The following is a 26,146-nucleotide window of genomic DNA, read 5'->3' on the forward strand; positions in this document are numbered from 1 at the left end:
CCTCAAGGGGGGAGATGGGACTGCCGCCTTGCTTTCGCCAATCGTCAGCGCTGCAAATTGGTCGCTACCCTGGAGCTGCCAATCTCCCCCCTTGAGGGGGAGATGTCCGGCAGGACAGAGGGGGGCGTGAAGGAACGCTATCCTCGGTTCATTCTGCCTTATCCGCGAGGCCCCCATGTCCAACCGCTATGCCACCATCATCACCGACGATGACGGCCGCGAGGTCGTCAGCGCCATTGGCGTGTTCGAGGGCGCTGCCCCGCAGGCGCGCATCGGCCGCATCGAGCCGGTCGTGCCGGGCGTGCTGATCGGCATGGTTCGCGGTGGCCCTGTCGATGCAGTCGGCGGCTTCGGTTTTCCGCGCGGCGCGCACGACGCAAGGGCGATCGGCCTTGCAAGGGCAAGCCTGAAAGCCGTGCCTGCCGGAAAGCGCCACGCGCCGGCCGCTGATGGCGCCCGCAAGGCCGCCCCAAAACGGTCAGGGCCAAAATCGGCACGGCGCAAGTCCGGCAAGATCAAGTCCGGCAAGATCAAGCGGGCAAGGCCGGCAAAGCAGGCGAAACAGGCAGCGGCCGCCGAGCCCGCCGGGATCTCGGATCATGGCTGACCGGACGGCGCCGCGTGCGCGCCCTGACGGCAAGGCGCCTGCCGCCGCCACTGCCAAGCCGAAGCGGACGAAGAAGACGCTTGGCGATGATTTCCTCGACGCGGTGCGCGCCGATTTCCGCGCCCATGGCGCCGGCGTGATTGCCGCGGTCCGGGCCGACAAGCCCGACCAGTATCTGAAGATCGTGCAATCGGTGCTGCCCAAGGATCTGGCCAAGGATTTGCATGTTTCATCTGATAATCTGGAAGCCCTGAGCGATGACGAGGTCCGCCGCCGCATCCGTGGCCTCGAAGCCGTCCTCGGGCCGTTTGGCGACCAGCCGCTCGGCGCGCCGCCACTATCTGGCGCTGCTGCAGGAGCTGGACCGCAGGCGCAGGACTAACCAGCTTGCCGCCTACCGGCCTTATGCCAGGCAGGCGCAGTTTCACGCCGCGGGCGCGCAGAACCGCGAACGGCTGTTCATGGCCGGCAACCAGCTGGGCAAGACCAGGGCCGGCGGCGCCGAATGGGCCATGCACCTCACCGGCCGCTATCCCGCGTGGTGGCAGGGCAAGACCTTCGACACCGCCGTCAGGCTATGGGCTGCCGGCGTGACCGGCGAGGGCACGCGAGACAACCCGCAGCGCGTGCTGGTCGGCCCGCCGCAGCAGCAGGCGGCATGGGGCACCGGCATGATCCCCGCCGATGCCATCCGCCAGACCACGATGGGCCGCGGCGCGCCGGGCGCGCTCGACAGCATCGTGGTGCGCTGGGGCGGCGGCGGCGACGTGCAGGCCGATGAATCGGTGCTGTCGTTCAAGAGCTATGAGAAGGGCCGCGAAAAGTGGCAGGGCGAAACCCTGCACGGCGTCTGGTTCGACGAGGAGCCGCCGCTCGATATCTATTCCGAAGGCCTGACCCGCACCAACGCGACGGGCGGCATCACCATCGTGACGTTTACGCCGCTGCTGGGCATGAGCGACGTAGTGCTGCGGTTTTTGTCTGCGCAGGAGGCTCTTCCTTCTCCCCCTGTGGGGTGAGCAGCTGGTTCGCGAAGCGAATTCGTCGTGCCAGTGGCACGACGAAAGGCCGGCGAACGCCGGGACGCTGCGGAGCAGCGGGGACCCGGCAGGGATGGATCGGCCACCACCCGGGCCTTCGCAGGCTCAGGGCGTTCGAAGCTCGAAAAGCCAATCAATTGGCTTTTCGTCCGCCACGCGGACCGCTTCTCACCCCACAAGGGGAGAAGGTAAGAACCGCCACGCCCGGCGCAAATATCGTGCTCGGACAACATCATGCGACATTACTTTGAATCAGTTCGGCAGGCTCTACGTCCTGTCACGTCGCTATCTTGACCCCGAGATCAGCGGTGCCTCAGGCGATTGCCGGCAATGATGATTGCCATACGGCGTGGTGCGATATCTGGTTGTGCTCGATGCAATCGGTTGCCAGTTTGCTGATTTCAGGATCGGCGGACGCCTGCGCCCATTCGACGAACGCGTCAACAACGACCAACCTCGCCCGGCTGGCCAGCCCCAGGCCGTAACGGCGCACTACCGGCTCTGAATGGTCGAGCATCGCACGGATCATGCCTGATGCATCACCTCGCCATTGCCCGGAGATATCGGCGATCGCCGAAAACGGCGTTTGCGGCCTGAGCAACGCGGCGTGCTGACGCGCAAGCTTTAACTGCCAGTCTTTTGCAAAGCGCACAAATTTGACGGCTCCCATGCGTACACCATCGTGATAATCATCAAGGGCAAACAACGCCTGCGCGAGATGCTGACCATCGTTCCGCGTACTGCATCGCAAGATAGACTCCACGGCATCGAAGCGCGTGCGCGGGTTGCTGTCCCCAAGCAGCGCGGCCAGCTCACCCACCATCGAACTTATGTTCTGGTTTTGAAAGGTGGCAATAAACGCACCCGCCGCTCGCGTCTCAGCATTGGCAGATGTCAGCAGGAGACGAAGGCTTTCCAACGGCACCGTCTTGCCGAGCTCGCCGAGAAGGTCGTTGGCAAGCGCGCCATCGTCATCATGCGGGGACGACAGCAGCCGCTCCAGCATCTCCTGACCTGTCATGGCATTAGTCGATTTGCCGAGTGGCAGCAGGATCTTACCGCCTTCGCTGAAAAAAAGATGAGCAACCTCGCTGTCCTCGGCGGACAGGCGCATCGCCTCGAATAGATCTGTCATGGCAAAGAGTGGCTGTCCCACCCGCGTAGAGTACAGGCCGCGCAGAATGCACCAGCCCAGACGCATCGATGTCGCCGATGCACGGCAAGACCTACCGCATAAAGCGATAAAGGAAAAGATGAGAGCGAAGCTTTCCCGTTTCGGCGCGTTGCGGAATCGCGAACCGCGACCAGACTGGTGGCCAGGTTGTCGAGGAACCAAGTCCATGAACAGGCGGCAGGTATTGACAGGCGGTTTGTCGTCGCTTGTCGTGTCGCCGGAGGGTGGTGCTGAGGTATCAAAGCCCCAGGTGCCCAAATGGCGACCCTCGTTTTCACAACCCGTCGATCGCATCGAGGAACGGTTCGGCTATTACTTCGACAGAGGCCGTGACTTTGCCATCCTTGAAAACGGCACCTGCGTGCTGACGGAAGCCGGCCTGTCCGATGAGGCGGCAGCCATGGCCGCCATCCAGACGCTTGCCATGATTTACAACTATCACCCGGACATGAAGCCGTCCGACATGGATGATGGCAACGTGCTGGTCAGCTACAATCATCCAGCCTTCAATGTCGTGCTTTCCGACGTTGCGAATGCGCATTGGCAAGAGATCGAGGCCCGCCACCAGGATGGGCTGGCTACGGGCGAGGTGCTGATCACGCCGCTGGGGCAGAATGTGTTCGATGAGCTCGGCAAAAAGGCGCTGCTTGGCAGGTGCTACATGTTCATGGATGCGCAGGCGCCAAAGGTGATCCGCATCAAACCCAGTTGATAAGTCGAATCAGGGATATTTGGTGCCCGCAAGCTGCCTGGCACGACCCTCGGCGGTTGGCGATTTGCGCGTTAATGGGCCGCACAATATTTTCTCTCGACCGGTATACTGGTATATATAGAGCATACAGGATTGATTGGGAGTGTCGGGGACGCAGACCTCGCGTTTGAACCCTGTTCCCGGATCGGTACGGGTTCTGCAGATTTTTTTACTCGTATCGTAAGGAACATTCGCCTGGCTGGTGCATGCCGATGCACTGGCGGCAATGCCGACAACGATTGCAATCCGAATCATGTGTTCCCCCAAGTCTTGGGTCAGCTTCGCATTGATGAGCGCTGGTATCAATGGCCACACTCTATTGGAGCATGCTTGCATGACCCGTCACGTCACCTTCATGACCATAGACGACGCCGAACACTATTCGCCGGACGAGCGCGCCGCGATCGTTGCCGCCTATCCCGAGCATGAGCGCGAGGCGCGGGCGCGCGGCATTCCGGTGCTGGGCTCCGGCCGCATCTTTCCGATTGCCGAGGAGCTGATTGCCTGCGAGCCGTTCCGGCTGCCGCGCTACTGGCCGCGGATAGGCGCGCTCGATTTCGGCTGGGACCATCCGTCGGCCGCGGTCGAGCTGGCCTGGGATACGGAGGCCGATGTCGTCTATATCTCCAAGGCGGCGCGGGCCTCGCAGCAGACGCCGGCCATGCAGGTACTGGCCCTGAAGCCGTGGGGCGAGTGGCTGCCCTGGGCCTGGCCGCGCGACGGCCGCCGCGAGACGCTGGAAGGGGCGGGCACCGCACTTGCCAGACAATATTCCGCGCATGGGCTGAACATGCTGTCGGGCCACGCCCGCTTCGCCGACGGCTCGGTCTCGGTCGAGGCCGGGCTGATGGAGATGCTCGACCGCATGCAGTCCGGCCGCTTCAAGGTGTTCTCGTCGCTGCTGCCCTGGTTCGAGGAATTTCGGCTTTACCATCGCAAGGACGGCAAGGTGGTGAAACTGCGCGACGATTTGATGGCCGCGACGCGCTATGGCGTGATGATGCTGCGGGAAGCGGTGGTTGATCCCGCGGAGTTCAAGAGCGCGAGGCGGACGACCGGGCAGAGTGATCCGCTGGGGGCGTTTCGGTGAGGGGCAAGCGCCCTCGATCTTTCCAAGAGTCTTCGATCCGACAAAGCCCGCGAGGCGGGCGGGCGAACGCGTGTGGCCCGGCCCTGCTGTGGTCGCCAGCGCTGCGCGCCTTTGTTCAAAGCCAGGGAGCAGCCAACAATGGTACACATCATCCCACTCTCCGTTGGTCGGCGACGGCTCGATACGGGGAACGCAGTGCAGTATCCGCAAGGGTCGCCCATCGGCGGCGCCATGCAGGGTTTTGGCGACGAGCTTTCCGCACTGGCCGAGCACTACCGGAAGATGACAGAGCGACAGGAGGCCTTCGACGCCGAGATCGCACGCCGCCAATTCAACGGCCGGATCGCGTTGGCCGAAGACGAGCTGGCGGCGAAGGCGCCGGCCGACGGCGCGGGCATGCACGAGGCCATGTACGGCCAGCTGGACCCGTATGACGGCCGAGCGGTGAAGCCCGGTCTGTTCGACAAGATGTTCGGCGAGGTCTTGCCGAGCATGCCCGAAAGCCAACGCGCCAACTTTGCCAAGCAGAAGGAGGCGATGCGCATGGCAGGCGCGGTGCGCATGGCGCAGCGGCAGCTCCAGCGGCGCAAGGATTATGAACAGAACCAATGGTCCGGGGTCCAGCGCGCCGAGCTTGACGCCATCGCTCAAAGCAATCCCAACGACACTGTGGCTTTTAACGCCGCTCGCCGGCGCGGCCTCGATGTTCGCGACAAGATGGGCCTCGACCCGCAGGGCAAGTTGCAGGCCGAAGCCGCGTGGCGGGATAGCACGGCAAAGACACGGATTGAGGCTCTGATAACTCAGAACCCGAAAAGGGCCCTCAATCTGCTCGTGCCGACAGCGTTTACCACTCAGGAAAGCAATCAGCCGGAGCAGGGGATGGATGATATCATCACCGACTCTGTTGCCGGAACGGATAGTTCTGACGAGTCAACCGAAAAAGGTGACCGCGTTCGCCGACTCACGTCGAATGAACGGATAAGGCGGGCATTTCAGGACGATCTTCCGATCGATACGTTGCTTGCCGAGCTTTCGCCTGGTTCCTATGACGATGTTGTTCGCAAGGCGCGCACCGCGGATGCGGCAAGTCTCATCGGCACCCATGCCGATCTCGACATCGCTTCTCAAAACGCGCGGGCAGCCATAATCAACATGACACCCTATTCCGGCACAAGACATGACGATACCGAGTTTACTTCTGTCTTTGGTGCCGAAGAGGGCGGCAAACGATCCAGAGCTTTCAATTGGAGAGCGGATGTCAGCCCATATCTTGCCGATATGCGAGTCATGCCGACAAGTCAGATCGATGCGTCAATCTTTGCCGCAAAACCCCTCCCGAACCGCTTCTCGCAGGAGGAAGATCCCGAACTGTATAGGATGGATCAGGCGCGCTTCGAAAAAGATCAGAAGCGCTATGAATTGAACGCGGACGCTGCAGCTTTCATCATACAACAGCGGCAGATCGACCCGGCGGCTTACGTGCGCAAGGTGATCCCGGCCGTCGATACAGCCTTCAAAAACTTGTCGACACCAGAGGACTTGCAAGCCGCGGTCGCGCTATCATTTGCCGCTCAGCGTCAATTGGGTATCGCGAAGCCTCAGCCGCTGCCCCTATCCGACGCTGAAGGTTTGATCAAAGCGTGGAATGATACCCCCGATCCGGAGGAAGCCGAGCGCAAGGCGCTTGAAGCAATAATTGATCAGAAATCGCGCAAAGCGCTGGCCACGCAGCTGGATAATATCAAGGCGGCACAATCAGATGCGCTGGCAGCGTCTGACGGCGAGCCGGATGCGGATGGGTTTGACGATGCCGGTTCCGAGCGTCCATCAAATGAAAAATTCGCGAAGTCAATCGATCTATCTCCGGCAGACATTCTTCGATTAAAGAAAACAGTTGCGACGGAATACTATCCTAAGAGCGACGAAATCGAGGCTAAAGCAGTTATCGACGCGGTTCTAAATCGGCTGGCTTCCCAGCATTGGTGCTACAGCATTGAAAGCGTAGTAAACAGCAAGGATCAATTCTCAGACGTTAATGGTCCGACCTCCAGGTCTAAGCATAATCGATCCGACATCGATCAAGTACCCATCGGCGACCCACGTTTTCCTAAAGCATCGAGGATAGTTGACGAATACCTAATGCAGCGTGCATCAGGCGAGCCGTCATCGGTTGAGGATAATCTTAGCTAAGGTAATCCAGATTATGCAGACGAATCTGGTCTTAAGTGGTTACTGAAATTAAAAATGAAGCGTGGTCTTCATTTGCATGGTACGCCTCCCGATTTGCTGCGGTTCCTTCCGGGAAAATTTGGTATCAATCTACCAGAGGACTACTATTCAGCTTGGCCGTAAAATAGATCGATATCGGTGCCGCTCAGAAAGGGCCACCTCTTTATTAGGCGGTGTCCTTTATTTGTGAAAACAATCATCATCCGTTCAGCTACGGCGCGCAGCCAACATCAACAAAATTTAGTAGTGGTTCGACGCCTTCATCGTCCCGAACGGTATAGAATGCATCTGGGTAAGTTTCAGCGGGCCTCCAATTGAAGTTCTTGACTGTATCCGGACCTACCGCAAACATATAGGAAGGCATCGGACCACTGATAAATCCGTGGTCGCCCTCTTTCGTCACCAGCTCCGCCGCCGTGGCCGGCTGCAAAAGCTTCTTATCCGCCGTGAAGGCGGCTTTACCGGAACCTTGTCGGATGACGGTCACGACAATCCCCGACTCGAGTTCCTTGAAGAGCACGCCCTTTGGGCAGCTTTGCCACAGAGTGTCCGTCTTATCCACGTCGTCCGACTGAGCCGCGCCAAATGGCAACGCAAACACCGCCATCGCGGCGAGAATGAGCGATCGCAATTTGCCTCCTAGGACGGTACAGGTCACCGATTTTTGCGGAATGACCGAGCAATGCGCTCGGCAATTGGCTGAAACAGCGCCTGATCCTTCTTGTTCCAATGCATATCGAAGCAGGTGACGGTACGGTGTTTCTGACACATGCCGTAGAAAATGAATTCGCCATCGGGCGAGGTCCCGGAAATCACTGCGAGCGATGGCCTGTCAATCTTATACGTTACGATGCTGTCATCACCGACGATTGCCTGTTTAAGGTACTCAAACGGAGTCATCTTTTTTTCAAGGGCTCGGTACTGACGAAGCTCTGCGTCCGGATACGATGCCGGACGGAACACCGAGCCGTAGTTTTCGGCGAACCCACCAAGCAACCAACCATCGCCATCTTCAAAGAATTCGGGGATCTCGATCTTGCTTCCGCCGCTTAACGACTCGATCCATTTGATAGGCTCCTTGGCAACGGCCATCGGCGTCGACAGCGCCAGGAGGCCGAAGGCGAAGCCAAATGTTCTCATGACGTTGGCTCTTGGAGCGACAACTGGGGCGAGAATGAGTGATCGCAAGGGTGCTCTCTTAAATTGTATGTTGCAAGCTATAGCGCCATTTTGGTTGTAGCAAGTGCTGACATCGCTGGGAAGGATATGGGATAGGATTGAAAAAAGCGCGCACTATGGGTAATCCAGAGGTGGCAGCAAACTTTGTCATAGATGAGTGCCCGACGCCGGACCTGGTTATTGGCCGCTTGATGAGGGAGAGCGGTTTGAAATGCATCGGAACCGGCTGCGGGGACGGCGAGTGAGGGAGCAATCTGGGAGTTTGTGGAAGGCACGTTCAGTCCTGCTCGCGAGCCTTTCCCTTGGCCTTGTCTACGCCGTGCCCGCGTCGGCAATCACCCTTTCAAAGAAAGAATGGAAGGCATTCTCCTGCGTTCTAAGCAAGGCACGCGATCAGGGTAACCCGGACGTCGCTGCCGGCTACGCTATCGAAGAGTGTCCCACGGAGGGCTGAGTGACGCGCGGGAGGAGCGGATCAGGGATTTGGTCACCGGCTGATGAAAGAATACGGCTTGACGTGCATCGGAACTGGCTGCGGGGGAGGCGAGTGAGGCGAGAGCCTCTGTACTGTTCACCGGGGCTCGCCAATCATCGGTTTTTGCGGAATGACCTTACGATGCGTTCGGCATCAGCAACCTGAGGCATCATCATGGAAGCGGAAACCAGCATTCTCGCATAGATTATTTCCTACCTGCCATTGCTGGTTTATCTGGTGGCGCAGCTCTGGGTGAGCATCTGGCTCGCATTCAAACTCATCCGCGTTCAGCAGCAGATGGTGCGCGCGCAGGAAGGCATCCTGGCCAAGTTGAGCGAGATCGACAGCCGTATGGCGGCGAAACCGAACAAGGACTGAGCATTCACCAGGGCGATGCCTCCTGTCGACGGGCAGTAGGATTTTATTCTTAAATCCGTTGACGGGTGAGGGCAGCAATGGTATACTTCTATCCATGGTGCTGATTTGCGCCAGTGACCCGCCATCAGGCGGGTTTTTGTTTGCGCGATAGCCGGTGCGGATGCTGCGACGATTGCGAGAGAACGCGGCGCCTCAGAATTCTGCACCGCTGCACCGCTAACCGCTCGCGGGTCACGGCATGAATCCCTTGGCTGCAGAGCAGCTCCAGGGGTCTGCGCCGCGTCGCTTCGCTCCTTGCTTCGCCATAGGATGACGAAGGATGGGGGGCGTCTCGCTTCCTTCACTGACGATGGCTTCGCTTCTGGCTGACGAAGGTCCATCCATGACCCTCCGCATCATCGCCGCCACGCTGCGCGATCTCTCCTACATCGCCGCAAATCTGCGTCCCGAGGACCGTGCCGAGATCGACTGCCAGCTCGACCATTGGTCGCCGGCGCTGCTGGCGCTGAGTGCGCTGCAGGGCTTTGCCTATGTCGCCGAGCTCGACGGCAATCCGGAGGCCGGCTTTGGCGCCGCCGAACAGCGCGGCGGGCTGTGGATCGCCTGGAGCTGGGGCACGCGCCGCATGAAGCGCTGCGTGCCTGGCATCACCGGCCACTTCCATGCGGTGCTTGGGCCGAAGGTTGCGGCGCGGGGCGCCTGGCGGGTCGAGGCGCGGGCGCTCGCCGCCAACGAACTGGCTCTGCGCTGGCTCGGCCGGCTCGGCGCCACCCAACGCTGCCGGTTGCCTGGATATGGCCGCAACGGCGAAGACTTTTTCCTTTACGACTGGACAAGAGAAGGCTGGAACCATGTGTCTCTTTCAAAAGCCGCCGGCGCTGAAGCCGCTGCCACCGACCCCGACCATTGAAGACAAGGACGTGCAGGCGCGCGAGGCAGCCTTGCGGGCTGAACTCGAACAGCGCCAGGGCACGGCGGCGACGGTGAAAACCGACCTCGCGCCCGGCGACCTCACCGGCCAGCGCCGCGTTCTGCTGGGGGTATGACCATGACCGCGATGAAGCGCAGTTTCAGCAAGCGCGTGCTGGCGTGGTGGTACTGGCGACGGCATGCCAGGCTGGTGAAGCGGAGGTGACGCATCTTACCCTCTTGTGGGGAGGGTCGTAGGCTGAGCCGCACGGTACGTGCGGTTCAGCCTACGGGGTGGGGTCTGCGCTGCACCCCCACCCCGTCTCCCTCGCTTTGCTTTGCAAAGCGAACTCGCCGACCCTCCCCACAAGGGGGAGGGTGTAGCAATTCGTCATCTCTCAGCGGCTTGACAATCGCCCCTCAGGCGCCATGCTGCAGTGCAACATGGCTAGCTACGAAACCAGCATCATCAAGTCGTCGCGCATCGAATGCCTGGACGGGCTTCGCGCGCTTGCGGCGATCTGGGTGCTGGTCGGGCACTGCATGCTTTTGACCGGCTGGCAAATTCCGATCGTCGGCGAGCCGGATCTCGGCGTCGACCTGTTCATCATGCTGTCCGGCTTCCTGATGGTGTTCCACTATCAGCTGCGCCAGGAAAAGGAGCCTTGGCAAAGACCGGAAACCTGGCTGAAATTCTGGACGCGCCGCTATTTCAGGATCGCGCCGCTGTTCTATGTCATGCTTTGCCTGGCGCTGGCGCTTGGCCCCTATCTCTACGATTGCAGGATCATCATCGACGATTTCCTCTCCAGATCGCACCAGGCGCCGGAACGCTACCTCGACGGCAGCCTGAAAAACATCGTCGCTCATCTCACGTTCCTGTTTGGGCTGGTGCCGAACCTCGCCTATCGCACGCCGCTGCCTGACTGGAGCCTGGGGCTGGAGATGCAGTTCTATGCCGTGTTCCCGGCCGTCATGCTGCTGGTGCGCAGGCTGGACTGGATGAGGAGCGCCCTTGTGGTCGCGGCGGCCGGCTGCGTCATCGTGTTTGCGATGCGGCTGTTGTCGATCCATTTTCCGATGCCGTCCTTTCTGCCGCTCAAGATACAGATATTCCTGTGCGGGATGCTGCTGGCCGGAGTCGTGCATCAGAGCCAGCCGCGATCTATCCTGTACTTGGCACTGGCGCTGCTGCTGGCGGCGCTGCCCTTTGGCGGCGACCAGGGGCTGGGCAAGGTTCTGGTGCGTGAAGCGCTGGTGGCGGGCTTCTTTGCGCTGGTTCTCTACCGCATGCTGCCTGGAAGGGCGGGAACGCTGGCGCGAGCGATCGCCGTGACGCTCAGCAACCGGTTCTTCCACCTGATGGGCGAGCTTTCCTTCAGCATCTACCTGATCCATCTGCTGGTGCTGCAGCCCGTCGCGGCGTTCGTCATCAGTGAGTTCGGCCACCAATTGTCGGCGCCGCTGCGCTTCGCCATCGTCGTTGCCGTTGTGCTGCCGACGGTGACGTTGCTGTCCTGGATCACCTATACTTTGATCGAGGTCCCCGGCCAGAAGGCGGGCCGCTTCGTCGTCCAGCGCTTTGGCCGGAAAACTGCGCCGGTGCTCGAGGGCATCAAGCGCAGCGCGTAGTCGGCTGACTCTGCCGATCTCCCCCCTCGAGGGGGAGATGTCGCCGAAGGCGACAGAGGGGGTCGGTGCGACCGGACGCGACCTCCCGCCACCGACAGATGACGCTAGCGCTCTACGCGCGGCGACCCCCTCTGGCCTGCCGGCCATCTCCCCCCTCAAGTGGGGAGAAGCGCCGCTTCGCCGTCCATTCACATCCTACCCAGCGAGCCCCTCATGACCGATTCCCGTGCCCGCGATATCCTGTCCCGCCAATCCGAGCTCGAGACCGAGCGCTCTCAGTACGAGGCGGTGTGGGAGCAGGTGGCGGAATTTTGCGATCCCGATGCGCCCGATGTCTGGAGCGGGCGCAGGAGCGGCGGACCGGATTCGCAGGCCGAGCGGCAGGAGCGGCGCGGTGCCCGCGTCTATGCCAACACCATCAACTCGGCCGCCAATCGCCTCGCCGCCGGGCTCGAAAGCCTGATCATCCCGCAGTCGGAAAAATGGCACGGGCTGACCACCGCAGAAATGAACGACGAGGAGACCGACGAGGAGAAGGAATGGGCGGAAGGCTTGCGCGATTTCCTGTTTGCGTTGCGCTATTCCGCCAACTCCAATTTCGTTCCGGCAACGCAGGCTTGCCTGCGCAATGTCGTGCGCTACGGTCCGGCCTATCTCTATGCCGAGGAAGGCTTTGGCGGCACGCTGATCCGCTATGCCTCGATCCCCGTGGTCGAGGGCTATCTCGCCCGCAACCGCTGGGGCCAGGTCGACATTTTCCATCGCCGCTATGAGCGCACGGCAAGGCAGGCGGCGCAGCTGCTCGGCTACGAAAAGCTGCCGGCGCGGATCAAGATGCTGGTCGACGATCCCGCCAAATGCGAGACGAAGATCTCGCTGATCCAGTGCATCCAGCCGCGCGACGAGCGCAAGATGTACCGGCTGTCGGGCGGCTACCAGTATCTCGACACGGCTTTCGCCTCCTATCACGTCATCGAGGACGAGGAGGAGATCGTCAGGGAAAGCGGTTTCCGTTCCTTCCCGGTGTCGACCTTCAACTGGCGCCGCTACGAGGGCGACCCCTATGGCATTTCGCCGACCATCGAGGCGCTGACCACGGTGCGCGAGGAAAACGCAGTGCGCCGCTCGGGCCTGCGCGCCCTGCAGCAGATCACCGATCCGGCCACGGCCTCGAAAGCCAGGCTCGATTATGTCCCGGTGCTCAACCCCGGCGAGAATTATCCCGGCCTCATCGACGACAATGGAAGGCCGATGATCCAGCCGATCGCGACCGGACAGAACCCGACCTATGCCTTCAACTATGCGGCGAGCCGGGCGGAGGAAATCCGCGACATGATGTTCGTCAATTTGTTCCAGACGCTGGTGCAGAACCCGCAGATGACGGCGACCGAAGCCTTGATCCGCCAAGAGGAGAAGGGCGCGCTGCTCGGCCCCTCGGGCTCGATCATCCAGGCCGGATTTGCCTCGAATCTCGACCGCGAGCTCGGCATTTTGGAAGACAAGGGCCTCTATGACGAGGACAGCCGCTTCGCGCCGCCGGAAAGCCTCGCCGGCAAGTCGGTGCGGCCGACCTTCACCGGCCCGCTCGATGTGCTCAGGCGCTCGGCCGAAGCGCGCGACACCATCCAGGTGGTGACGACGGCCATGCAGATGGCGCAGTTCGATCCCGGCATCATGGACAATATCGACGGCGACGAGGCGCTGAAGATCGTGCAGAGCGCCGGCCGCAGCCCGCAGCGCATCTTTCGGCGCAAGGAGGAGGTGGAGGGTCTGCGTGGAGCAAGAGCACAGGCCCAACAGGCACAGGCCGGCATGGCGGCGATCGCCTCCGCCGGCAAGGTCGCCAAGGACGCGGTGCCGGCAGCGGTGCAGGCGCGCGACAGCGGGTTACTCGATGCATTGATGCTGCAGGCGGGCGCCGGCGGGCAAGCGACGGCCGTGCCGGCCGCGCCGGGCGCTGGCGGGAAGGCGACGGCCGTTCCGGCCGCGCCGGGGCAGGGCGCATGAGCGCCAAACGCTTCGCCCGCGCCAGTCAGGCCGGCGGCCCCGCCAAGGCGCGCGACGCGCTGACCAAGGCCTATCTCAGGGTGTTCTCCGGCGAGGACGGCGAAATGGTGCTGGCCGACCTCGCGGCAACCGTCGGCTACTACCGCCGCCCGTCCTATGGCGAGTGGATGGCCAGGACGAGGACGCCCAACGGCTTCGAACTGCACAGCGCGCTCAGCAACGCGCGGGCAGAAGTCGTGCAGCACATAATGGGGTTTCTGACGCTGGACGAGACGCAGCTGGCTGCGCTGGAGAAGGCGGCACGGGCGGAAGGGTAGGCGGCATCCGCAAAGCTGCCAATCTCCCCCCGTGTGGGGGAGATGTCCGGCAGGACAGAGGGGGGGCGCTGTCCCGCTAGCGTTTGCCGTGATTGCAGCTGCTCCAGGCAATATTTCGGGATATGCCTCCGGACCTGGCCACAAATGCACATGTCGCAGACGGCATGCCGATCCCCTCGGCTGGCCGTTTCTGGCCTTTAGATCCGGCCGGGATCATTCTTTTTCATCCCTTCCTCGACCATTGCTCGTTTCGCACCGCTACCTCAACCAATCACGCCGCATGGCTGGAAGATCACCGTCGCCAGTCGAATGGCGGCAATGCCTTCGCATTGCTTGGTGGTGCGCTCAATCATTCTGTTAGCCGCGTATGGGCTGGGTACTGGCAAAGAGCGGAATAGTATTGCAGAAGAGGCGATTGTTGAGATTCTGCTGAATGTGCCCGCGTGAATAGCAAAATTGGCCGGCATCCCCGTCTACCTTGGCAGGCAGATGACCCACAGCTCATTCTTTCGCACTGTCGATGGAGCGAGTTGAAGGGAACCTATAAAAAATCGGCAAAGGAGGCGGCTAGAGGGACAGAGATATACGAGCGCGCCAAGAAGCAGTTTGACGAAAGCGCCGCCGCTGATTTGGTCGACCAATGCGTGCGTCAGACTGTGGTTGAGCAGATAATTGATCTTGTTCTCGCCAAGAAGAAACCCGCTCGGATAGTGATTCCTCACCCGGAATATGATCCTCACGATATGGACGAAGGAGGAAATGCCCTTCGCCCGACAAATGCGCTTCCATTTGCCTACGCCGCATATCTCGCCCAAGAAATGGACTGCCCCATCGATGACCAGATCATCGAAACGGCGCGTCCGGGTCGCACGAAATTGAAGCGGTTCCCACGGTTTTTGTGGCAACCAGCCTTCGCGGGAGAGGTGCGACAAGATTGCACCTATGTCCTGGCCGACGACAATTGTACCCTTGGCGGCACGTTGGCGACGCTGCGGAACTACATCCTTTCGAAGGGTGGAACCATCGCGGCAGTTACAGCTTTATCAACCAATGACGGCCTACACTGTCGTTTTCCCATTGCTGGGAATACGGTTGATGTGCTTAAGTCGACTTATTCTGTGGACATTTCGTCCCTCTGGATAGAGGAAATTGGCCATGACATTCGGTGTCTTACAGAGAGTGAAGGAACATTTCTGGCCGACTGGCCAAAAAGAAACCCAAGCTCCGATGGGGCCAGCCCATTTCAACGACTCAGAGATCGCCTCGCTGCGGCAGCAGCTAAAGGCGAATAGCGATTCTGCGCTTAAAATCCGCGCCGCGCGTGGCCACAAGGTTAACCCCCGAATCTTAGCGGCACGCAAAGCGGGCGCTAACGTCTAAACTCGTCTCTCGACGCGCTCTGTCTCCTTGGCCTTCCGCTTTCGCCGCACCTTCGCGGTATTGACGCACTGCCTGATCCGCTCGACTAGCGACGGCTCCCAGCCCCTCAGTTGAACAATGCGCTGGGCCGTCTCCTTGCTGCCTTCCGCCTCGCACTTCAGGATTATCCGTAAAGCTCGCCTTTCCGGAAGCGGCAGGGCTGCCGCCGCAATGGCGCGACCTCCGCGCGATTCGCCACAAGCGTGTTTATCGCGTGTTCGTATCGGGTCGAGCGAACGATGGGGGCAGCTCTTGGCATTCCCGGATTTTATGTGAAGCCACCAGGTAGCGGCAGTCGGAATGTTGGTGCGTTTGCTACATAAGACCGCAATTTCGCGGATTGAGCTTCGGCAACGCCAGCTTTTCAGATGGTGGCGCCGCCCCTCATCCGCCCTTCGGGCACCTTCTCCCCGTGAACGGGGAGAAGGTGGAGCCATTCCTCAATAATCGTTATTGTAATACCGGTCGTCGCAAGGCGCCGTGTAGATCCGGCCGTAGCGGTCCTGGTAGCGGCACAGCTGTTCGCCGCGGCGCTGCGGCGTGGTGGCCTGGCCGATGACGGCACCGAGCAGGGCGCCGCCGGCGGCGCCGATCACGGTGCTCTTGGTGTTGCCGCCCAGCGCCTGGCCGGCGAGCGCGCCGACACCGCCGCCGATAAGCGCGCCGTTGGTTGCCCTCTGCTGCTGTTCGGTCTGCGTCGCGCAGCCTGCCAGAGCGGCAGTCATGAGCACGGCGGCAATGGCTTGTCTGATGATCATCTTGGAACTCCTTTGAAGCCCCAAACGCGGATTGGAGCGAATGGTTGCCAGTTGCTGGCGCATTGCGGCCAAACGGCGGCGCGCCCGCTCACGAAATGAGACGTGGTTTCTCGGGCCTTGAAGACAATGGTTGCCAAAGCGGAAACGCCTTGCGCGAACAGGGCGATAGCGCCCCGGTTTGAATCGATACGCCAGCGCTGATCCGGCGCTTTTTGAATAACGTCCTTCCAGCAATTTCCCGAATAGAAATGGAGATACCAATGACCCGAGGTCTTCCCCGGACGCTGTCGCGCGCCGCCGCCCGCGAGGCCGGATCTGCCCCGCCCAAATTCGGCCTCAAGGCCGTCACCACGGGGCAGGGCGGCTCGTACCGCACCGTCTTCACCCTTGCCGGCATGCAGGTGCCGGTCGCCGACGCGCTGGCCTATGCCAGCCAGAAACTGCTCGATTTCGCCGACGGCAAGGTGCGCATCAAGGGCGGCACGGCCAGACTGCAATTTGCGGTACTGACCACCCGCGCGGCGACCATCAACGACAATGCGGCGCTGACCTGGTCGCTGGGCTCTGTGGCGGCATCGAGTGCGACGCTGGCCGGCGCCATGGTCAATGTGCTGGCTTCGACGGCCCGCACACTGGATGGCCTGGGCGCCGCGCTGTCGACGGCCTCGACCGCGGATGTCGCGGCAGCCGCCACGCTGGACGGCACGGTGACGCCGGTCGACCTCTATCTCAACCTGGCGTTTGCGACCGGCACGGATATCGACGCCGACGGGACGCTGGCGGTGACGGGCACGATCACGCTGCTTTGGGAGAACTGGGGCGATAACGCGTAGGCGGTGATATAGCCAATCTCCCCCCTCGTGGGGGAGATGCCCGGCAGGGCAGAGGGGGCGCTGTCCCGCCGGCCTGTCCTGTCGATTTTACACTTGCGTTATTCGGAGAGGCTTCGGCTGACGAAGTGCCCGAACGCTGGCGTTCCTTCGCGCCCCCCTCTGTCCTGCCGGACATCTCCCCCACAGGTGGGGAGATTGGCAGTTTCGCCGCCGGCTCCTTCTAACAACAATCAAAGGAATCCACTCATGACAGATCTGGCAGATTCCGGGTCCGTGGCTGCGCGTGCGCAGCCGGCGGGCAACCCAGTATGGCCACCGGCAGGCGCGGATAACGGGTCCGCCGCGCCTCGCGCCAAAAGTTGGTTTGACGGTCTTTCCGAAGGCAACCGCAAGCTCGCTGAAGCCAAGGGCTGGACCAGGGCCGAAAACCTCGATCGGGTTTTCAATTCCTATGCGGAGCTGGAGCGGCAGCAGGGTGAGAGCCTGCGCGTTCCAGCACCCGACGCATCCCCGGAAGACTGGCAGAAATTTCATGCCCGGCTGCCGGAGACCATGCGTCCGCTGACATCGCCCGACAAGGTCGAGTACAGGCGGCCCGACGGCCTGCCTGAAAACTTCGCTTATTCGGACGAGCTTGCCCAGGCGTCCAAGGCCTGGGCAGTCGAGGCCGGCGCCACGCCCAAAGTGGCGCAGGCCTATCACGACCGCTTCGTCGGCTACATGGCCGAACAGGCCGCGCGCCAGGACATCGCGCTTGCCCGCTCGGTCGAGGCCACGCATGACGATCTCGTGCGCGACTGGGGACCGACCGGCAGTGATGGCTTTCGCCAGAAGCTGGAGGTCGCCAACCGGGCGATGAAGAAGCTCGGACTGGTCGATGCCTATAAGGCCAAGGGCATCCTTCTCCCGGACGGCGCATTGACCGATCCGCAGATTGCCAAGGCGTTCCACGCCGTCGGCGAGGCGATGTTCAGGGAAGACACGATCGACGGCGGCGCGGCCGTGAGCGGCGGCAATCCGTTCAAGCGCAACGCCGCCGGCGACCGCAACATTTCAGCCATTTCAGCCCTTGTCAAAAGCGACCCCGCCCGCGCCCGGCGGCTGGCACGCGAGGCCGGTGAAAACCCCAACCTCTGGATGCCCAACAACCCGCTCTAGTCCTCCAAAGCTCGCCGCCACATCAACCTCAAAGGAAGTGAAAAATGGCAGACGCCTATACCCGTATCGCGGACGCGATCGTTCCGTCCGTTTATGCCCAGTACTCGTTCGAGGAGCATGTCCAGTCGCTGGAAATCTTCCAGGCCGGCATCCTGTTCAACGATCCGGCAATCACCGCCAAGCTCTCGATGGGCGGCCGTTCCGTCGACATGCCCGGCTGGAAGGATCTCGGCAACGATCCGTCGGAACCCGTCAATGACGATCCGGCCGATTCCATCGAGATGAAGAAGATCGGCGCCCGCCGCGAGGTCGCCGCCCGCAATGTTCGCGCCCAGGCCTGGGGCGTTCCGGACCTGACCTCGATCCTGGCCGGCGACGATCCGCAGAAGCTGATCGTCAAGCGCCAGACCGAGTACTGGCAGCGCGCCAACAAGCTGACCCTGCTCGGCATCCTGAAAGGGGTCGTGGCCGACAACATCGCCAACGACGGCAGCGACCTGGTGCGCCTCACCGGCGCCTCCATCGTCGACACCGACATCATCGAGGCCGCCTATCTGATGGGCGACCGCGCGGACAAGTTCAAGACGATCTGGATGCACTCCAAGCAGATGAAGGCACTGAAGCTCGCCGATCTCATCGACTATGTTCCGTCGTCAGAGCAGGGCGGGCCGCTCATCCCCTACTACATGGGGCTGCGTTGCGTGGTCGATGACGACATTCCGGTCGCGGCCGGCGTCTACACCGCCTTCATGTTCAAGGACAAGGCGATCCTGTGGAACGAGCTTCCGGTCAACACGGAAGGCGGCCCGCTGGAGTTCGACCGCAAGCCGCGCCAGGGCCATGGCGGCGGCGTCACCGAGATGGTCGGCCGCAGGCACTTCGTCCCGCACGTGCCCGGCACCCGCTTCCTCGACGCGTCTTCGGCCGGCGAGTTCGCCACCGACGCCGAGCTCGCGCTGGCGGCGAACTGGGACCGCACGGCGTCCAGCGTCAAGAACATGACCTTCATCGCGCTGAAGACGACCGAGGCGTAGTACCTTTCGTCCGGCCAGCGGGTCGCCGAAACTGCTGATCTCCCCCCTTGCGGGGGAGATGTCCGGCAGGACAGAGGGGGGTGTGAAGGATCGCCAACTTCCGGTCCCTTTCAACCCCCTTCAACCCACAACCGCTTCTCCAAATTACGTCAGGTCGGCGGGACAGCACCCCCCTCTGGCCTGCCGGCCATCTCCCCCGCAAGGGGGGAGATTGGCGCTCCGCCATATGCCCCTGCCCAATCAACCACCATCCACGAGGCGCTGATCCATGGCCATCACCCCGCTCGACATCGCCAATATGGCGCTCGCCGTCCTCGACGAGGCGCCGATCGACAGTCTCGACCAGGACGTCAAGGCGGCGCGCCTGCTCAACCTGCATTTCGACCTGACGCGGGAAGCCGAACTCGCCAGGCACGTCTGGGTGTTCGCCATCCTTGCCGCCAGCGTCGCCGGCGCCGACACCGGCAGCGGCAATTGCACCTTGAACTTCGCCTATGAACTGCCCGCCGATTGCCTGCGGCCGCTGCCGCTGACCGCAAATGGCGAGCCGGACGGCGTACCGATCTCCTGGCGCCAGGAAGCCGGGCTGATCTATTGCGGCCGGTCCGGTCCATTGATCATCCGTTACATCGCCAACCTTACCGACCCGAACGACTGGGACGCGCTGTTCACCGAAGTGCTGGTCTCCGCCCTTGCCATCAAGATCGCGCATCCCTTGACGCACAAGGCGGGCATGATCGACATCGCCCGCTCCGCCTATGACCGGGCGCTGGACGCGGCCTTTGCCGCCAACGCCATCCAGCGCGGCGGCCGGCTCTACACCTCATCCTGGGCGCAGCAGCGCGGCGACTTCAGGGTGTCTGCCCGATGACCGCGCTCTACCCTATCCAGGACGTTTTCACCCGTGGCGAAATCAGCCCGCGCCTGCACGCGCGCGCCTCACTCGATCTCTATCGTGCGGCGCTGTCCAAATGTGAGAACTTCGTCACGTTGCCGCATGGCGGTATCCGCGCCCGCGGCGGCAGCTATTTCGTCAACGAGGTGAAGAATTCGGCCAGGAAGACGCGCGCCATCCCCTTCATCTTCTCCTCCGAGCAGGCCTACTGCCTGGAGTTCGGCGACCTCTATATCCGCGTCTATGCCTATGGCGCCCGCGTCGGCACGGTCGAGGTGGCCTCGCCCTATCTGGAGGCCGATTTGTTCGACCTCGCCTATGTCCAGTCAGCCGACCAGATGTGGATCACCCACAAGAACTATGCGCCCAAAGTGCTGACCCGCACCGCCCACACGACATGGACGCTGGCAGGTTACGAGTTCCTCGACGGCCCTTACGATCCAATCAACACGACCGGCACCACGATGACGCCGGCCAGTTACGGCTCGTACGTGCCGAAGATGACAGGCTTGACGGCTCCGGCCGGAACGGCTTTGGCCAGCAACGGTTCCGCGTCGGCGTGGGCGATTTTCGACAAGGACAGCAGAACAGGTGCGGAGATCGGTGCCGGCACCAATGGCTGGGTCCAATATCGGCAGGCGAGCGGAGCGCAGAAGGTTTGCAACGCCTACTGGGTGCAAGCCATGAACAGCGCGTCGGAAGCAGAAAACATGCCGACGCAATGGGAAATCCAGGGCTCGAACGACGGATCGACATGGACAACCATCGACTCGCGGATTGGCCAGATAGGCTGGGGTAACTCCGAGCGTCGGTTCTTCGAATTCTTCAACAAGGCCGCCTTTGAATATCTGCGCATGGACATGGACGGTGGCGGCGGCTCTGACAGTACCAGAACCGACCTCGCCGAATGGGCGCCGAACGAGGACGGCGACCTGATGACGCCGTTCAATCTGACGGCGTCATCGGTCATCGGCATCAACGATGATACCGGGTTCCAGACATCGGATATTGGCCGCGCCATCCGGCTGCTCGGTTCGGATGGGCGGTGGCGCTGGGCCAAGATTGCAGCGCGCACGAGCGCGACAGTCGTTACCGTTCGTCTGTATGGCCATGCCTTGCCGGATCTCAGTCCGATCAGTCGCTGGCGGCTTGGCACCTTCGTGCCCGGAAAATATGTCGAGGCGGGCTCGCTCTATGAGGAGCGGTTGGCCTTCAGTCGAAAATTCTCGGTCTATGCATCGGCGACCGGCGACTTCGATAATTTCGCGCTCGGCGAGGAAGATGACGACGCGCTGGAATTCGTCCAGGCCGGCGGCGGCCAGGCCAACGACATCGTCTGGATCGCCGATTCCGATGGTGCGCTGCTGATCGGCACGTCGGGCGGTATCAGGGCACTGTCCGGCTCCGGCATCGACGAGGCACTCACCCCGTCCTCGTTCAAGAACCGCCGTTCGCGCACCTTTGGCTGCGCCCGCATCCGCCCGGTCGATGCCGGGCAGTCCTTCCTCTATGTCACCCGCTCGCGCAAATCGATCGCCGAGCTGACGCAGAGTTCTACAGCCAGATTCACCTCCGATGACATCGGCCAGATCTCGGAACATATCCCCAAGCAAGGCGTGGTCGAACTCGCCTTCCAGACCGACCCCGACCCGATGCTGTGGTTTCCGCTCGAAAATGGCGAACTTGGCGGCTACACCCACCAGCCGAGCCAGGAGGTGCGCGGCATGCACCGCCATCGCTTCGGCGGCAGCTTCGCTGGATCCGCCCCCGGTCAACCCACTTGGGCGGTCGTTGAAAGCGCCGTGGTGACGCCTGGCCAGAACGGCGTCGACGACATCTGGCTGATCGTCAAGCGCACCATTGGCGGGGTGACCAGGCGCTACATCGAAATCATGACCACGCCATTCGAATACGGCATGCTGGAGGATGCCTTTCAGGTCGATTGCGGACTGACCTATTCGGGTGCACCCGTCAACGTCGTCTCCGGGCTCGGCCATCTCAACGGCCAACTGGTCGACGTGCTGGCCGGCGGCAAGGTCTATCGCGGCCTGCCGGTTGCCTCCGGCCAGGTGGCGCTGCCCGCCGGCGCCACAGCTGGGAAGTGGCAGGTCGGGCTGCCCTTCCAGTCCGAGGCCAACACGCTGGAACTCGACGTCGGCGGCCAGGACGGTTCCGTCATCGGCCGCCGCAAGAAGGTGGCGAAAGTCATCCTGTCGCTGCTCGAGACCGACACCACCGGGCTGCAGGTGCAGTCCTTCCTCCGCGGCCGCTGGGAGAGCGTGCGCATGCCGAGCATCGTCGCACCCGACGGCAATGCGAAACTCTACACCGGCAATGTCGATGTACCGGTCGACGACAGCTGGGAAGGGCAGGGCAGGGTCCGCATCCGCCACCTCAACCCGACGCCCTGCACGATCCGGGCGTTTACGCCGGTATTCGACGCCGAGCCGTAGAAAAATTTGATGCGGCAATAGTCAACGCCGAGCTCCCGCCCACCCCCCTCTGGCCTGCCGGTCATCTCCCCCGCAAGGGGGGAGATCAACGGCATCTTTGCCTTCGCTAATCGCTGACGTAGCAAGACTGGCGAGCCTGCTCGAGCTGCCAATCTCCCCCCATGCGGGGGAGATGTCCGGCAGGACAGAGGGGGGTGCTGTCCCGCCGACGTCACCATTCTCGCACCATTCCCACCAAGGAACCCACCCCAATGACCCCCCATGCCGAGACCCTCGGCAAGGCGCGGACGGCTGCCGATTTCGCGGCCGTCATCGCCTTGCTCGACACCGACATTAACGACGCCGTCGTCCGCAGGCGCGCGCTGGAGCAGGCCGAGGACCGGGCCGTCTTTGGCGACGGCGACCTGGCCGCGGCGCGCGCCGCGCTCGATGCCTGCAACGACGTCATCACCTTGCTGGAAAAAACCATCTGCGTCGCCGACACGCGCCGCATCGACGCCGCCGAGAGCGAAGCCCGCGCCGACATTGCCGCTCTTGGCGACGAGATTGCGGCCAAAGCCGCCACCCTGACCGAGCGCTGGCGCAACGCTGCCCGGCTGGTCGAGCTGCTGCGCCAGGAACTGTTCGAGGCCGATGCGCTCGTCCGTGCCATCGCCACCGCCAATGGCCTGTTCGACGCCGCCAGCGTCGCCGAGCTGAAGATAAACCTCACCGCTGCCCGCCGCGCCGCCATGGCCGGCGCACGGGCAGCCGCACCCGCTCGCCTCAGCCGCGCCGGGCTGCAGGTCGACCGGCTGCTTTTGTCCCTGCTCGCTGCCGGCGGTCCACTCGACCCGCGCCCGCAGCTTGGCGCGCCGGTCGCCGGCGTCAAAAGCAAGTTCATTCCCGCAATCAAACCCATTCCCGCGAGAAAACCCATTCCTGCAATCAAACCCCTGGGCGAACGAGGCTGACCATGTGCACACTTGCCCTTCTCGGCACCGTTCTTTCCGTCGGCGGCGCGCTGGCCGAGGGCCAGCAGTCGAAGCAGATGGCCGACTATCAGGCCAAGGCCTATGAGCAGCAGGCGCAGGCGGATGCTCAAGCCGCCGCCTTCGAGCAAGGCCAGGAGCGCCACAAGCAGGACCTGCTGCAGGCGCAGGCGCGCGCCCAGGCCGGCGCGTCCGGCGTCGGCATAGCCGGCTCGCCGACCGAGGTGCTGGCGGCGAATGCCAGGCAGGGCCAGGCGGATCTCGGCGCGCTGCTGTACGGCTCGAAGCTGCGCCAGAACAATCTCAACAGCCAAGCCGCCATCTCGCGCTTCCAGGGCAAGCAGGCGGTGACGGCGTCAATCTTCAACGCCGGCAGCGCGCTCGTTGGCGGCCTCTCCAAAATCTACGACCCGACGAAAGCGGCAGCGTCAAGCGCTGCGGCCGCCGCTGTGCCGGGCCGCTCCGTGATCTTCGGCAGTGCGGCCCTCAGGGCTCCGTGGGCGGGGAACACCTAGATGGTACACATCATCCCCCTTTCCGTCGGCCAGCGCCGGCTCGATACCGGCAACGCCGTGCAATATCCCCAGGGGTCGCCGATCGGCGGCGCCATGCAAGGTTTCGGCGACCACCTTTCCGCTCTTGCCGAACGCTACCAGCAGATGAAGGACCAGCAGGACGCGTTCGACGCCGAGCTGGCGCGTCGCGGCTTCGACGCGCGGATCGCGCAGGCCGAAGATGAAGTGGCGGCGAACGCGCCGGCGGATGGCGCAGGCATGCATGAAGCCATGTATGGCGAGGTCGACCTGCGCGCCGGCCGGGTGGTGAAACCAGGCCTGTACGATACGCTGTTCGACGATGCGAAACGGACGATGCCCGAAAGCCAGCAAGCCGCTTTCGCAGGTGAGAAGGAAAACAAGCGCGTCGTTGGCGCATACCGCATGGCGCTGCGGCAAAAGACCAAACGCGACGACTACGAGAAGGCCACCGTCGACACGACGCTGACAACCAATGCCATCGCCATAGCAAAAGGCGACCCGAACGACACCGCGAACTTCGAGGCGATCCGGCAGAGCGGGCTCGACCTGATCGCCAAGATCGGCAACCCGCTTGCCAGGCAAGCGGCGGAAGCCGCCTGGCGCACCAACGCGGCCAAGGCGCTGGTTCAGGCGATGATCGCCACGGACCCGAAGCGCGCTGCTGAAATGTTGGGTGCGGTGCCGGTCGCCGGCGGCGAGACCGCTGGCGATAGCGCGCAGGCTGCGGGCAACTCCTTTGTGGACGGCCCAAGGATGGCGCCCGGGAAAGAAGACCGCGTCGGCACGCAGACGCCGGATGACCGCATCGCGCAGGCGTTCAGGGACGATCTTCCGCAGGAGGAACAGGATGCGCTGGCCTTAAAGGCAAAGGTCGCAAAATTCAGTCAGGACATCCAGACGCGCGTCGAGATCGGTCGCGCCGAGAGGGAAGCGCCGGACGAGATAGCACGCACGGGCGCCTACTCCGGCCCAATGCCGGGCAAGGACGCCTACAGGACCATCTATGGCCTCGATGAGGGCGACAGGCGCCGGCAGGGTCTCGAATGGCGTACCAATGTCGGCAAGAAGATTTTCGACATGGCGACCATGTCGAACCAGGAGATCAATGCCGCCGTTGTCAGTGCCGAGCCGGGGCCGAACGCTTCACCGGCGGATCAGGCGGGCCACGATTCAACCGCTGCCGCGGCAAATCTGGTCCTGGAAAGGAGGCGAGTCTATCCAGGTGACTATGTCGATGGATTGTCTTCAGAAATCTCGGAGGGTTGGAAAGCCGTATTTGGCACTGGGCCCTCTGATTCAGAGGCTTTCGACCAAGATACTTACGACAAAACACTAGCCTTGTCTGTCGCCCAGCAAAATGCATTGGGCATCGCTGATGAAAATCTCCAACCCGTGCCGTTCTCTTTTCTCCTCAAGCTTGCCGAGCAGCGCGACAGCGGAAGCATGTACTTCATGGACAACTACGCGAAGGCGAGCGAGTTGTTCGCGCGCACGAAGGGTCCTGTCGCACGAGCAGCTTTGGTTCGGGAATTGGATGAGGCCGGCCTGGGCGGGATTCTTCCTGGCGGCAAGCCTGGCCTTTCGGCGATCGAGGTATTTCGATCGGAGGCCAGAGGCCTTGGCAAGGCAGGTGCGAATGCGGGGATATTCGCAGGCAAATTGATGAAGGGGATTGGCTACGGGGCTTCCCTTGGAACAAGCGATCCTCCCGATTTCAGCCAAGGCTACTTCGAGCCTTCGAACAATGCCGAGAAGGTGATGATGCGTCAGGGAAATGACGCATTGAGCTGGGCGATACCTGGGCCGGGCATTGGGCGAACTGCTGTTGCCGCGAAAGGGATACCTCGCACACTTGAGCCGTTGAGTGCCATGGCGTCGGGGCGCGCCGAAGGTCTCATCGCCAAAGAGCTTCCCGGTGAGTTGTCTAAGGAAGGCGCGGGACTCGTCGAAGGTGGCAGCGGACACCCGGCCGTCGCTCTCGATCTCCCCTCGGGCAGTTTCTCAATGTCAGATTGGGCAGATTATCCGATAGCGGTTGTGCCCAAGCCAGATGGATTATTCATACGGCTAGAAGGTACACAGCAAAAAGCTGCTAGAAAAGCGGCTGATCAGGCCAATCGCATTATCCGCCAAGAGCGAGGCCTTGTCGGCCAGCCCGTGGATGTGCATGAAATTAAGCCAGTGAAGTTTGGCGGGAGTCCGACCGATCCGTCCAACAAGGTCATTCTGCCCCGAGAAGTTCATCAGCAGCAGGTTACGCCCTGGTGGAACAAATTACTAAAAGACATTGGAGAATAG

25 protein-coding genes and 1 pseudogene are annotated in these 26,146 nt (G+C 62.2%); 22 read left to right on the plus strand and 4 right to left on the minus strand.

The features are described from left to right. Positions 1–175 precede the first annotated feature (175 nt). The 3 genes from NKJ58_RS12100 to NKJ58_RS12110 are packed head-to-tail and all read left to right on the plus strand — an operon-like array spanning position 176 to position 1,626. Positions 176–607, plus strand: coding sequence for a hypothetical protein (locus NKJ58_RS12100; RefSeq protein ID WP_352519806.1), 432 nt, complete (start codon positions 176–178; stop codon positions 605–607). Continuing rightward, positions 600–989: a hypothetical protein gene (locus NKJ58_RS12105; RefSeq protein ID WP_352519807.1), complete on the plus strand. Its 390-nt coding sequence runs from the start codon at positions 600–602 to the stop codon at positions 987–989. Before NKJ58_RS12100 ends, NKJ58_RS12105 begins: the two co-directional genes overlap by 8 nt. Then, positions 889–1,626 (plus strand): terminase large subunit domain-containing protein, encoded by a 738-nt coding sequence (locus NKJ58_RS12110; protein ID WP_502902297.1) that lies wholly within the window; start codon positions 889–891, stop codon positions 1,624–1,626. The genes NKJ58_RS12105 and NKJ58_RS12110 overlap by 101 nt, the downstream gene beginning before the upstream one ends. Positions 1,627–1,960: 334 nt before the next feature. Here the strand turns inward: NKJ58_RS12110 and NKJ58_RS12115 are convergent, their stop codons facing one another. Continuing rightward, positions 1,961–2,848, minus strand: coding sequence for a HEAT repeat domain-containing protein (locus tag NKJ58_RS12115; RefSeq protein ID WP_023712570.1), 888 nt, complete (start codon positions 2,846–2,848; stop codon positions 1,961–1,963). Here NKJ58_RS12115 and NKJ58_RS12120 point away from each other — a divergent pair. The 3 genes from NKJ58_RS12120 to NKJ58_RS12130 all read left to right on the plus strand — a co-directional run bounded on the left by NKJ58_RS12120 (position 2,829) and on the right by NKJ58_RS12130 (position 6,855). After that, entirely contained in the window at positions 2,829–3,533 is a 705-nt protein-coding gene (locus NKJ58_RS12120) for a hypothetical protein (RefSeq protein WP_352519808.1), read from the plus strand. The genes NKJ58_RS12115 and NKJ58_RS12120 overlap by 20 nt on opposite strands. A gap of 373 nt (positions 3,534–3,906) precedes the next feature. Then, the gene (locus NKJ58_RS12125) at positions 3,907–4,662 is read left to right on the plus strand and encodes a phage terminase large subunit family protein (protein ID WP_352520991.1); all 756 of its coding nucleotides are present in this window, start codon (positions 3,907–3,909) and stop codon (positions 4,660–4,662) included. Between the two features lie 138 nt (positions 4,663–4,800). Then, the gene (locus tag NKJ58_RS12130) at positions 4,801–6,855 is read left to right on the plus strand and encodes a hypothetical protein (protein WP_352560258.1); all 2,055 of its coding nucleotides are present in this window, start codon (positions 4,801–4,803) and stop codon (positions 6,853–6,855) included. 250 nt (positions 6,856–7,105) lie between these two features. Here NKJ58_RS12130 and NKJ58_RS12135 read toward each other — a convergent pair whose 3' ends face one another. Next, positions 7,106–7,525: a hypothetical protein gene (locus NKJ58_RS12135; protein WP_023735403.1), complete on the minus strand. Its 420-nt coding sequence runs from the start codon at positions 7,523–7,525 to the stop codon at positions 7,106–7,108. Positions 7,526–7,548: 23 nt separating this feature from the next. Next, positions 7,549–8,034 (minus strand): hypothetical protein, encoded by a 486-nt coding sequence (locus NKJ58_RS12140; RefSeq protein WP_352560260.1) that lies wholly within the window; start codon positions 8,032–8,034, stop codon positions 7,549–7,551. Positions 8,035–8,785: 751 nt separating this feature from the next. On the opposite strand from NKJ58_RS12140, the gene NKJ58_RS12145 reads away from it, so the two are divergent. The 8 genes and pseudogenes from NKJ58_RS12145 (at position 8,786) to NKJ58_RS12180 (ending at position 15,083) form a co-directional block, all read left to right on the plus strand. Further along, a complete protein-coding gene (locus NKJ58_RS12145) occupies positions 8,786–8,926 on the plus strand; it encodes a hypothetical protein (RefSeq protein WP_352560261.1) in 141 nt (46 codons plus the stop codon). A 382-nt stretch (positions 8,927–9,308) separates the two neighbouring features. Then, positions 9,309–9,836, plus strand: coding sequence for a hypothetical protein (locus NKJ58_RS12150; RefSeq protein ID WP_023819034.1), 528 nt, complete (start codon positions 9,309–9,311; stop codon positions 9,834–9,836). Continuing rightward, the gene (locus NKJ58_RS12155; RefSeq protein WP_155924219.1) at positions 9,778–9,972 is read left to right on the plus strand and encodes a hypothetical protein; all 195 of its coding nucleotides are present in this window, start codon (positions 9,778–9,780) and stop codon (positions 9,970–9,972) included. The genes NKJ58_RS12150 and NKJ58_RS12155 overlap by 59 nt, the downstream gene beginning before the upstream one ends. A 307-nt stretch (positions 9,973–10,279) precedes the next feature. Beyond that, a complete protein-coding gene (locus NKJ58_RS12160; RefSeq protein ID WP_023819033.1) occupies positions 10,280–11,467 on the plus strand; it encodes an acyltransferase family protein in 1,188 nt (395 codons plus the stop codon). Between the two features lie 213 nt (positions 11,468–11,680). Further along, positions 11,681–13,474: a portal protein gene (locus tag NKJ58_RS12165; RefSeq protein WP_352853189.1), complete on the plus strand. Its 1,794-nt coding sequence runs from the start codon at positions 11,681–11,683 to the stop codon at positions 13,472–13,474. Continuing rightward, on the plus strand, positions 13,471–13,791 hold the full coding sequence (locus tag NKJ58_RS12170) for a Bbp19 family protein (protein WP_031194382.1): 321 nt from the start codon (positions 13,471–13,473) through the stop codon (positions 13,789–13,791). Before NKJ58_RS12165 ends, NKJ58_RS12170 begins: the two co-directional genes overlap by 4 nt. A gap of 269 nt (positions 13,792–14,060) precedes the next feature. Then, positions 14,061–14,189, plus strand: a pseudogene (locus NKJ58_RS12175) (IS1595 family transposase); the annotation flags it as partial. Positions 14,190–14,321: 132 nt separating this feature from the next. Next, complete coding sequence (locus tag NKJ58_RS12180) at positions 14,322–15,083, plus strand: phosphoribosyltransferase (RefSeq protein WP_023739166.1); 762 nt, start codon at positions 14,322–14,324, stop codon at positions 15,081–15,083. 567 nt (positions 15,084–15,650) lie between these two features. Here NKJ58_RS12180 and NKJ58_RS12185 read toward each other — a convergent pair. Next, positions 15,651–15,968 (minus strand): YMGG-like glycine zipper-containing protein, encoded by a 318-nt coding sequence (locus NKJ58_RS12185; protein WP_023739167.1) that lies wholly within the window; start codon positions 15,966–15,968, stop codon positions 15,651–15,653. Between the two features lie 260 nt (positions 15,969–16,228). On the opposite strand from NKJ58_RS12185, the gene NKJ58_RS12190 reads away from it, so the two are divergent. From NKJ58_RS12190 to NKJ58_RS12225, 8 genes are all read left to right on the plus strand, one after another. Continuing rightward, complete coding sequence (locus NKJ58_RS12190; RefSeq protein WP_023743949.1) at positions 16,229–16,801, plus strand: hypothetical protein; 573 nt, start codon at positions 16,229–16,231, stop codon at positions 16,799–16,801. 246 nt (positions 16,802–17,047) lie between these two features. Next, positions 17,048–17,959, plus strand: a complete 912-nt coding sequence (locus NKJ58_RS12195; protein ID WP_352853190.1) for a hypothetical protein — start codon at positions 17,048–17,050, stop codon at positions 17,957–17,959. Positions 17,960–18,003: 44 nt separating this feature from the next. Continuing rightward, positions 18,004–18,993, plus strand: coding sequence for a Coat protein (locus NKJ58_RS12200; RefSeq protein WP_352853191.1), 990 nt, complete (start codon positions 18,004–18,006; stop codon positions 18,991–18,993). 268 nt (positions 18,994–19,261) lie between these two features. Beyond that, positions 19,262–19,864, plus strand: coding sequence for a phage connector family protein (locus NKJ58_RS12205; RefSeq protein ID WP_023753149.1), 603 nt, complete (start codon positions 19,262–19,264; stop codon positions 19,862–19,864). Then, the gene (locus tag NKJ58_RS12210) at positions 19,861–22,341 is read left to right on the plus strand and encodes a phage tail protein (RefSeq protein WP_023753148.1); all 2,481 of its coding nucleotides are present in this window, start codon (positions 19,861–19,863) and stop codon (positions 22,339–22,341) included. The genes NKJ58_RS12205 and NKJ58_RS12210 overlap by 4 nt, the downstream gene beginning before the upstream one ends. A 251-nt stretch (positions 22,342–22,592) precedes the next feature. Beyond that, positions 22,593–23,294: a hypothetical protein gene (locus NKJ58_RS12215; RefSeq protein ID WP_023739173.1), complete on the plus strand. Its 702-nt coding sequence runs from the start codon at positions 22,593–22,595 to the stop codon at positions 23,292–23,294. 2 nt (positions 23,295–23,296) lie between these two features. After that, on the plus strand, positions 23,297–23,827 hold the full coding sequence (locus NKJ58_RS12220; RefSeq protein ID WP_023747773.1) for a hypothetical protein: 531 nt from the start codon (positions 23,297–23,299) through the stop codon (positions 23,825–23,827). Further along, positions 23,828–26,146, plus strand: coding sequence for a hypothetical protein (locus NKJ58_RS12225; protein ID WP_023753145.1), 2,319 nt, complete (start codon positions 23,828–23,830; stop codon positions 26,144–26,146).

Source organism: Mesorhizobium sp. M0139 (assembly GCF_040322455.1).
Taxonomy (GTDB): domain Bacteria; phylum Pseudomonadota; class Alphaproteobacteria; order Rhizobiales; family Rhizobiaceae; genus Mesorhizobium.

Excerpts from the sequence above, each read along its gene's own strand:
- NKJ58_RS12185 (WP_023739167.1), bottom strand. The coding sequence starts at position 15,968 with ATGATCATCAGACAAGCCATTGCCGCCGTGCTCATGACTGCCGCTCTG.
- NKJ58_RS12200 (WP_352853191.1), top strand. The coding sequence starts at position 18,004 with ATGGCAGACGCCTATACCCGTATCGCGGACGCGATCGTTCCGTCCGTT.
- NKJ58_RS12165 (WP_352853189.1), top strand. The coding sequence starts at position 11,681 with ATGACCGATTCCCGTGCCCGCGATATCCTGTCCCGCCAATCCGAGCTC.
- NKJ58_RS12105 (WP_352519807.1), top strand. The coding sequence starts at position 600 with ATGGCTGACCGGACGGCGCCGCGTGCGCGCCCTGACGGCAAGGCGCCT.
- NKJ58_RS12170 (WP_031194382.1), top strand. The coding sequence starts at position 13,471 with ATGAGCGCCAAACGCTTCGCCCGCGCCAGTCAGGCCGGCGGCCCCGCC.
- NKJ58_RS12115 (WP_023712570.1), bottom strand. The coding sequence starts at position 2,848 with ATGCGTCTGGGCTGGTGCATTCTGCGCGGCCTGTACTCTACGCGGGTG.
- NKJ58_RS12225 (WP_023753145.1), top strand. The coding sequence starts at position 23,828 with ATGGTACACATCATCCCCCTTTCCGTCGGCCAGCGCCGGCTCGATACC.
- NKJ58_RS12120 (WP_352519808.1), top strand. The coding sequence starts at position 2,829 with ATGCACCAGCCCAGACGCATCGATGTCGCCGATGCACGGCAAGACCTA.
- NKJ58_RS12190 (WP_023743949.1), top strand. The coding sequence starts at position 16,229 with ATGACCCGAGGTCTTCCCCGGACGCTGTCGCGCGCCGCCGCCCGCGAG.
- NKJ58_RS12215 (WP_023739173.1), top strand. The coding sequence starts at position 22,593 with ATGACCCCCCATGCCGAGACCCTCGGCAAGGCGCGGACGGCTGCCGAT.
- NKJ58_RS12205 (WP_023753149.1), top strand. The coding sequence starts at position 19,262 with ATGGCCATCACCCCGCTCGACATCGCCAATATGGCGCTCGCCGTCCTC.
- NKJ58_RS12140 (WP_352560260.1), bottom strand. The coding sequence starts at position 8,034 with ATGAGAACATTTGGCTTCGCCTTCGGCCTCCTGGCGCTGTCGACGCCG.
- NKJ58_RS12150 (WP_023819034.1), top strand. The coding sequence starts at position 9,309 with ATGACCCTCCGCATCATCGCCGCCACGCTGCGCGATCTCTCCTACATC.
- NKJ58_RS12155 (WP_155924219.1), top strand. The coding sequence starts at position 9,778 with ATGTGTCTCTTTCAAAAGCCGCCGGCGCTGAAGCCGCTGCCACCGACC.
- NKJ58_RS12160 (WP_023819033.1), top strand. The coding sequence starts at position 10,280 with ATGGCTAGCTACGAAACCAGCATCATCAAGTCGTCGCGCATCGAATGC.
- NKJ58_RS12130 (WP_352560258.1), top strand. The coding sequence starts at position 4,801 with ATGGTACACATCATCCCACTCTCCGTTGGTCGGCGACGGCTCGATACG.
- NKJ58_RS12100 (WP_352519806.1), top strand. The coding sequence starts at position 176 with ATGTCCAACCGCTATGCCACCATCATCACCGACGATGACGGCCGCGAG.
- NKJ58_RS12210 (WP_023753148.1), top strand. The coding sequence starts at position 19,861 with ATGACCGCGCTCTACCCTATCCAGGACGTTTTCACCCGTGGCGAAATC.
- NKJ58_RS12125 (WP_352520991.1), top strand. The coding sequence starts at position 3,907 with ATGACCCGTCACGTCACCTTCATGACCATAGACGACGCCGAACACTAT.
- NKJ58_RS12195 (WP_352853190.1), top strand. The coding sequence starts at position 17,048 with ATGACAGATCTGGCAGATTCCGGGTCCGTGGCTGCGCGTGCGCAGCCG.
- NKJ58_RS12220 (WP_023747773.1), top strand. The coding sequence starts at position 23,297 with ATGTGCACACTTGCCCTTCTCGGCACCGTTCTTTCCGTCGGCGGCGCG.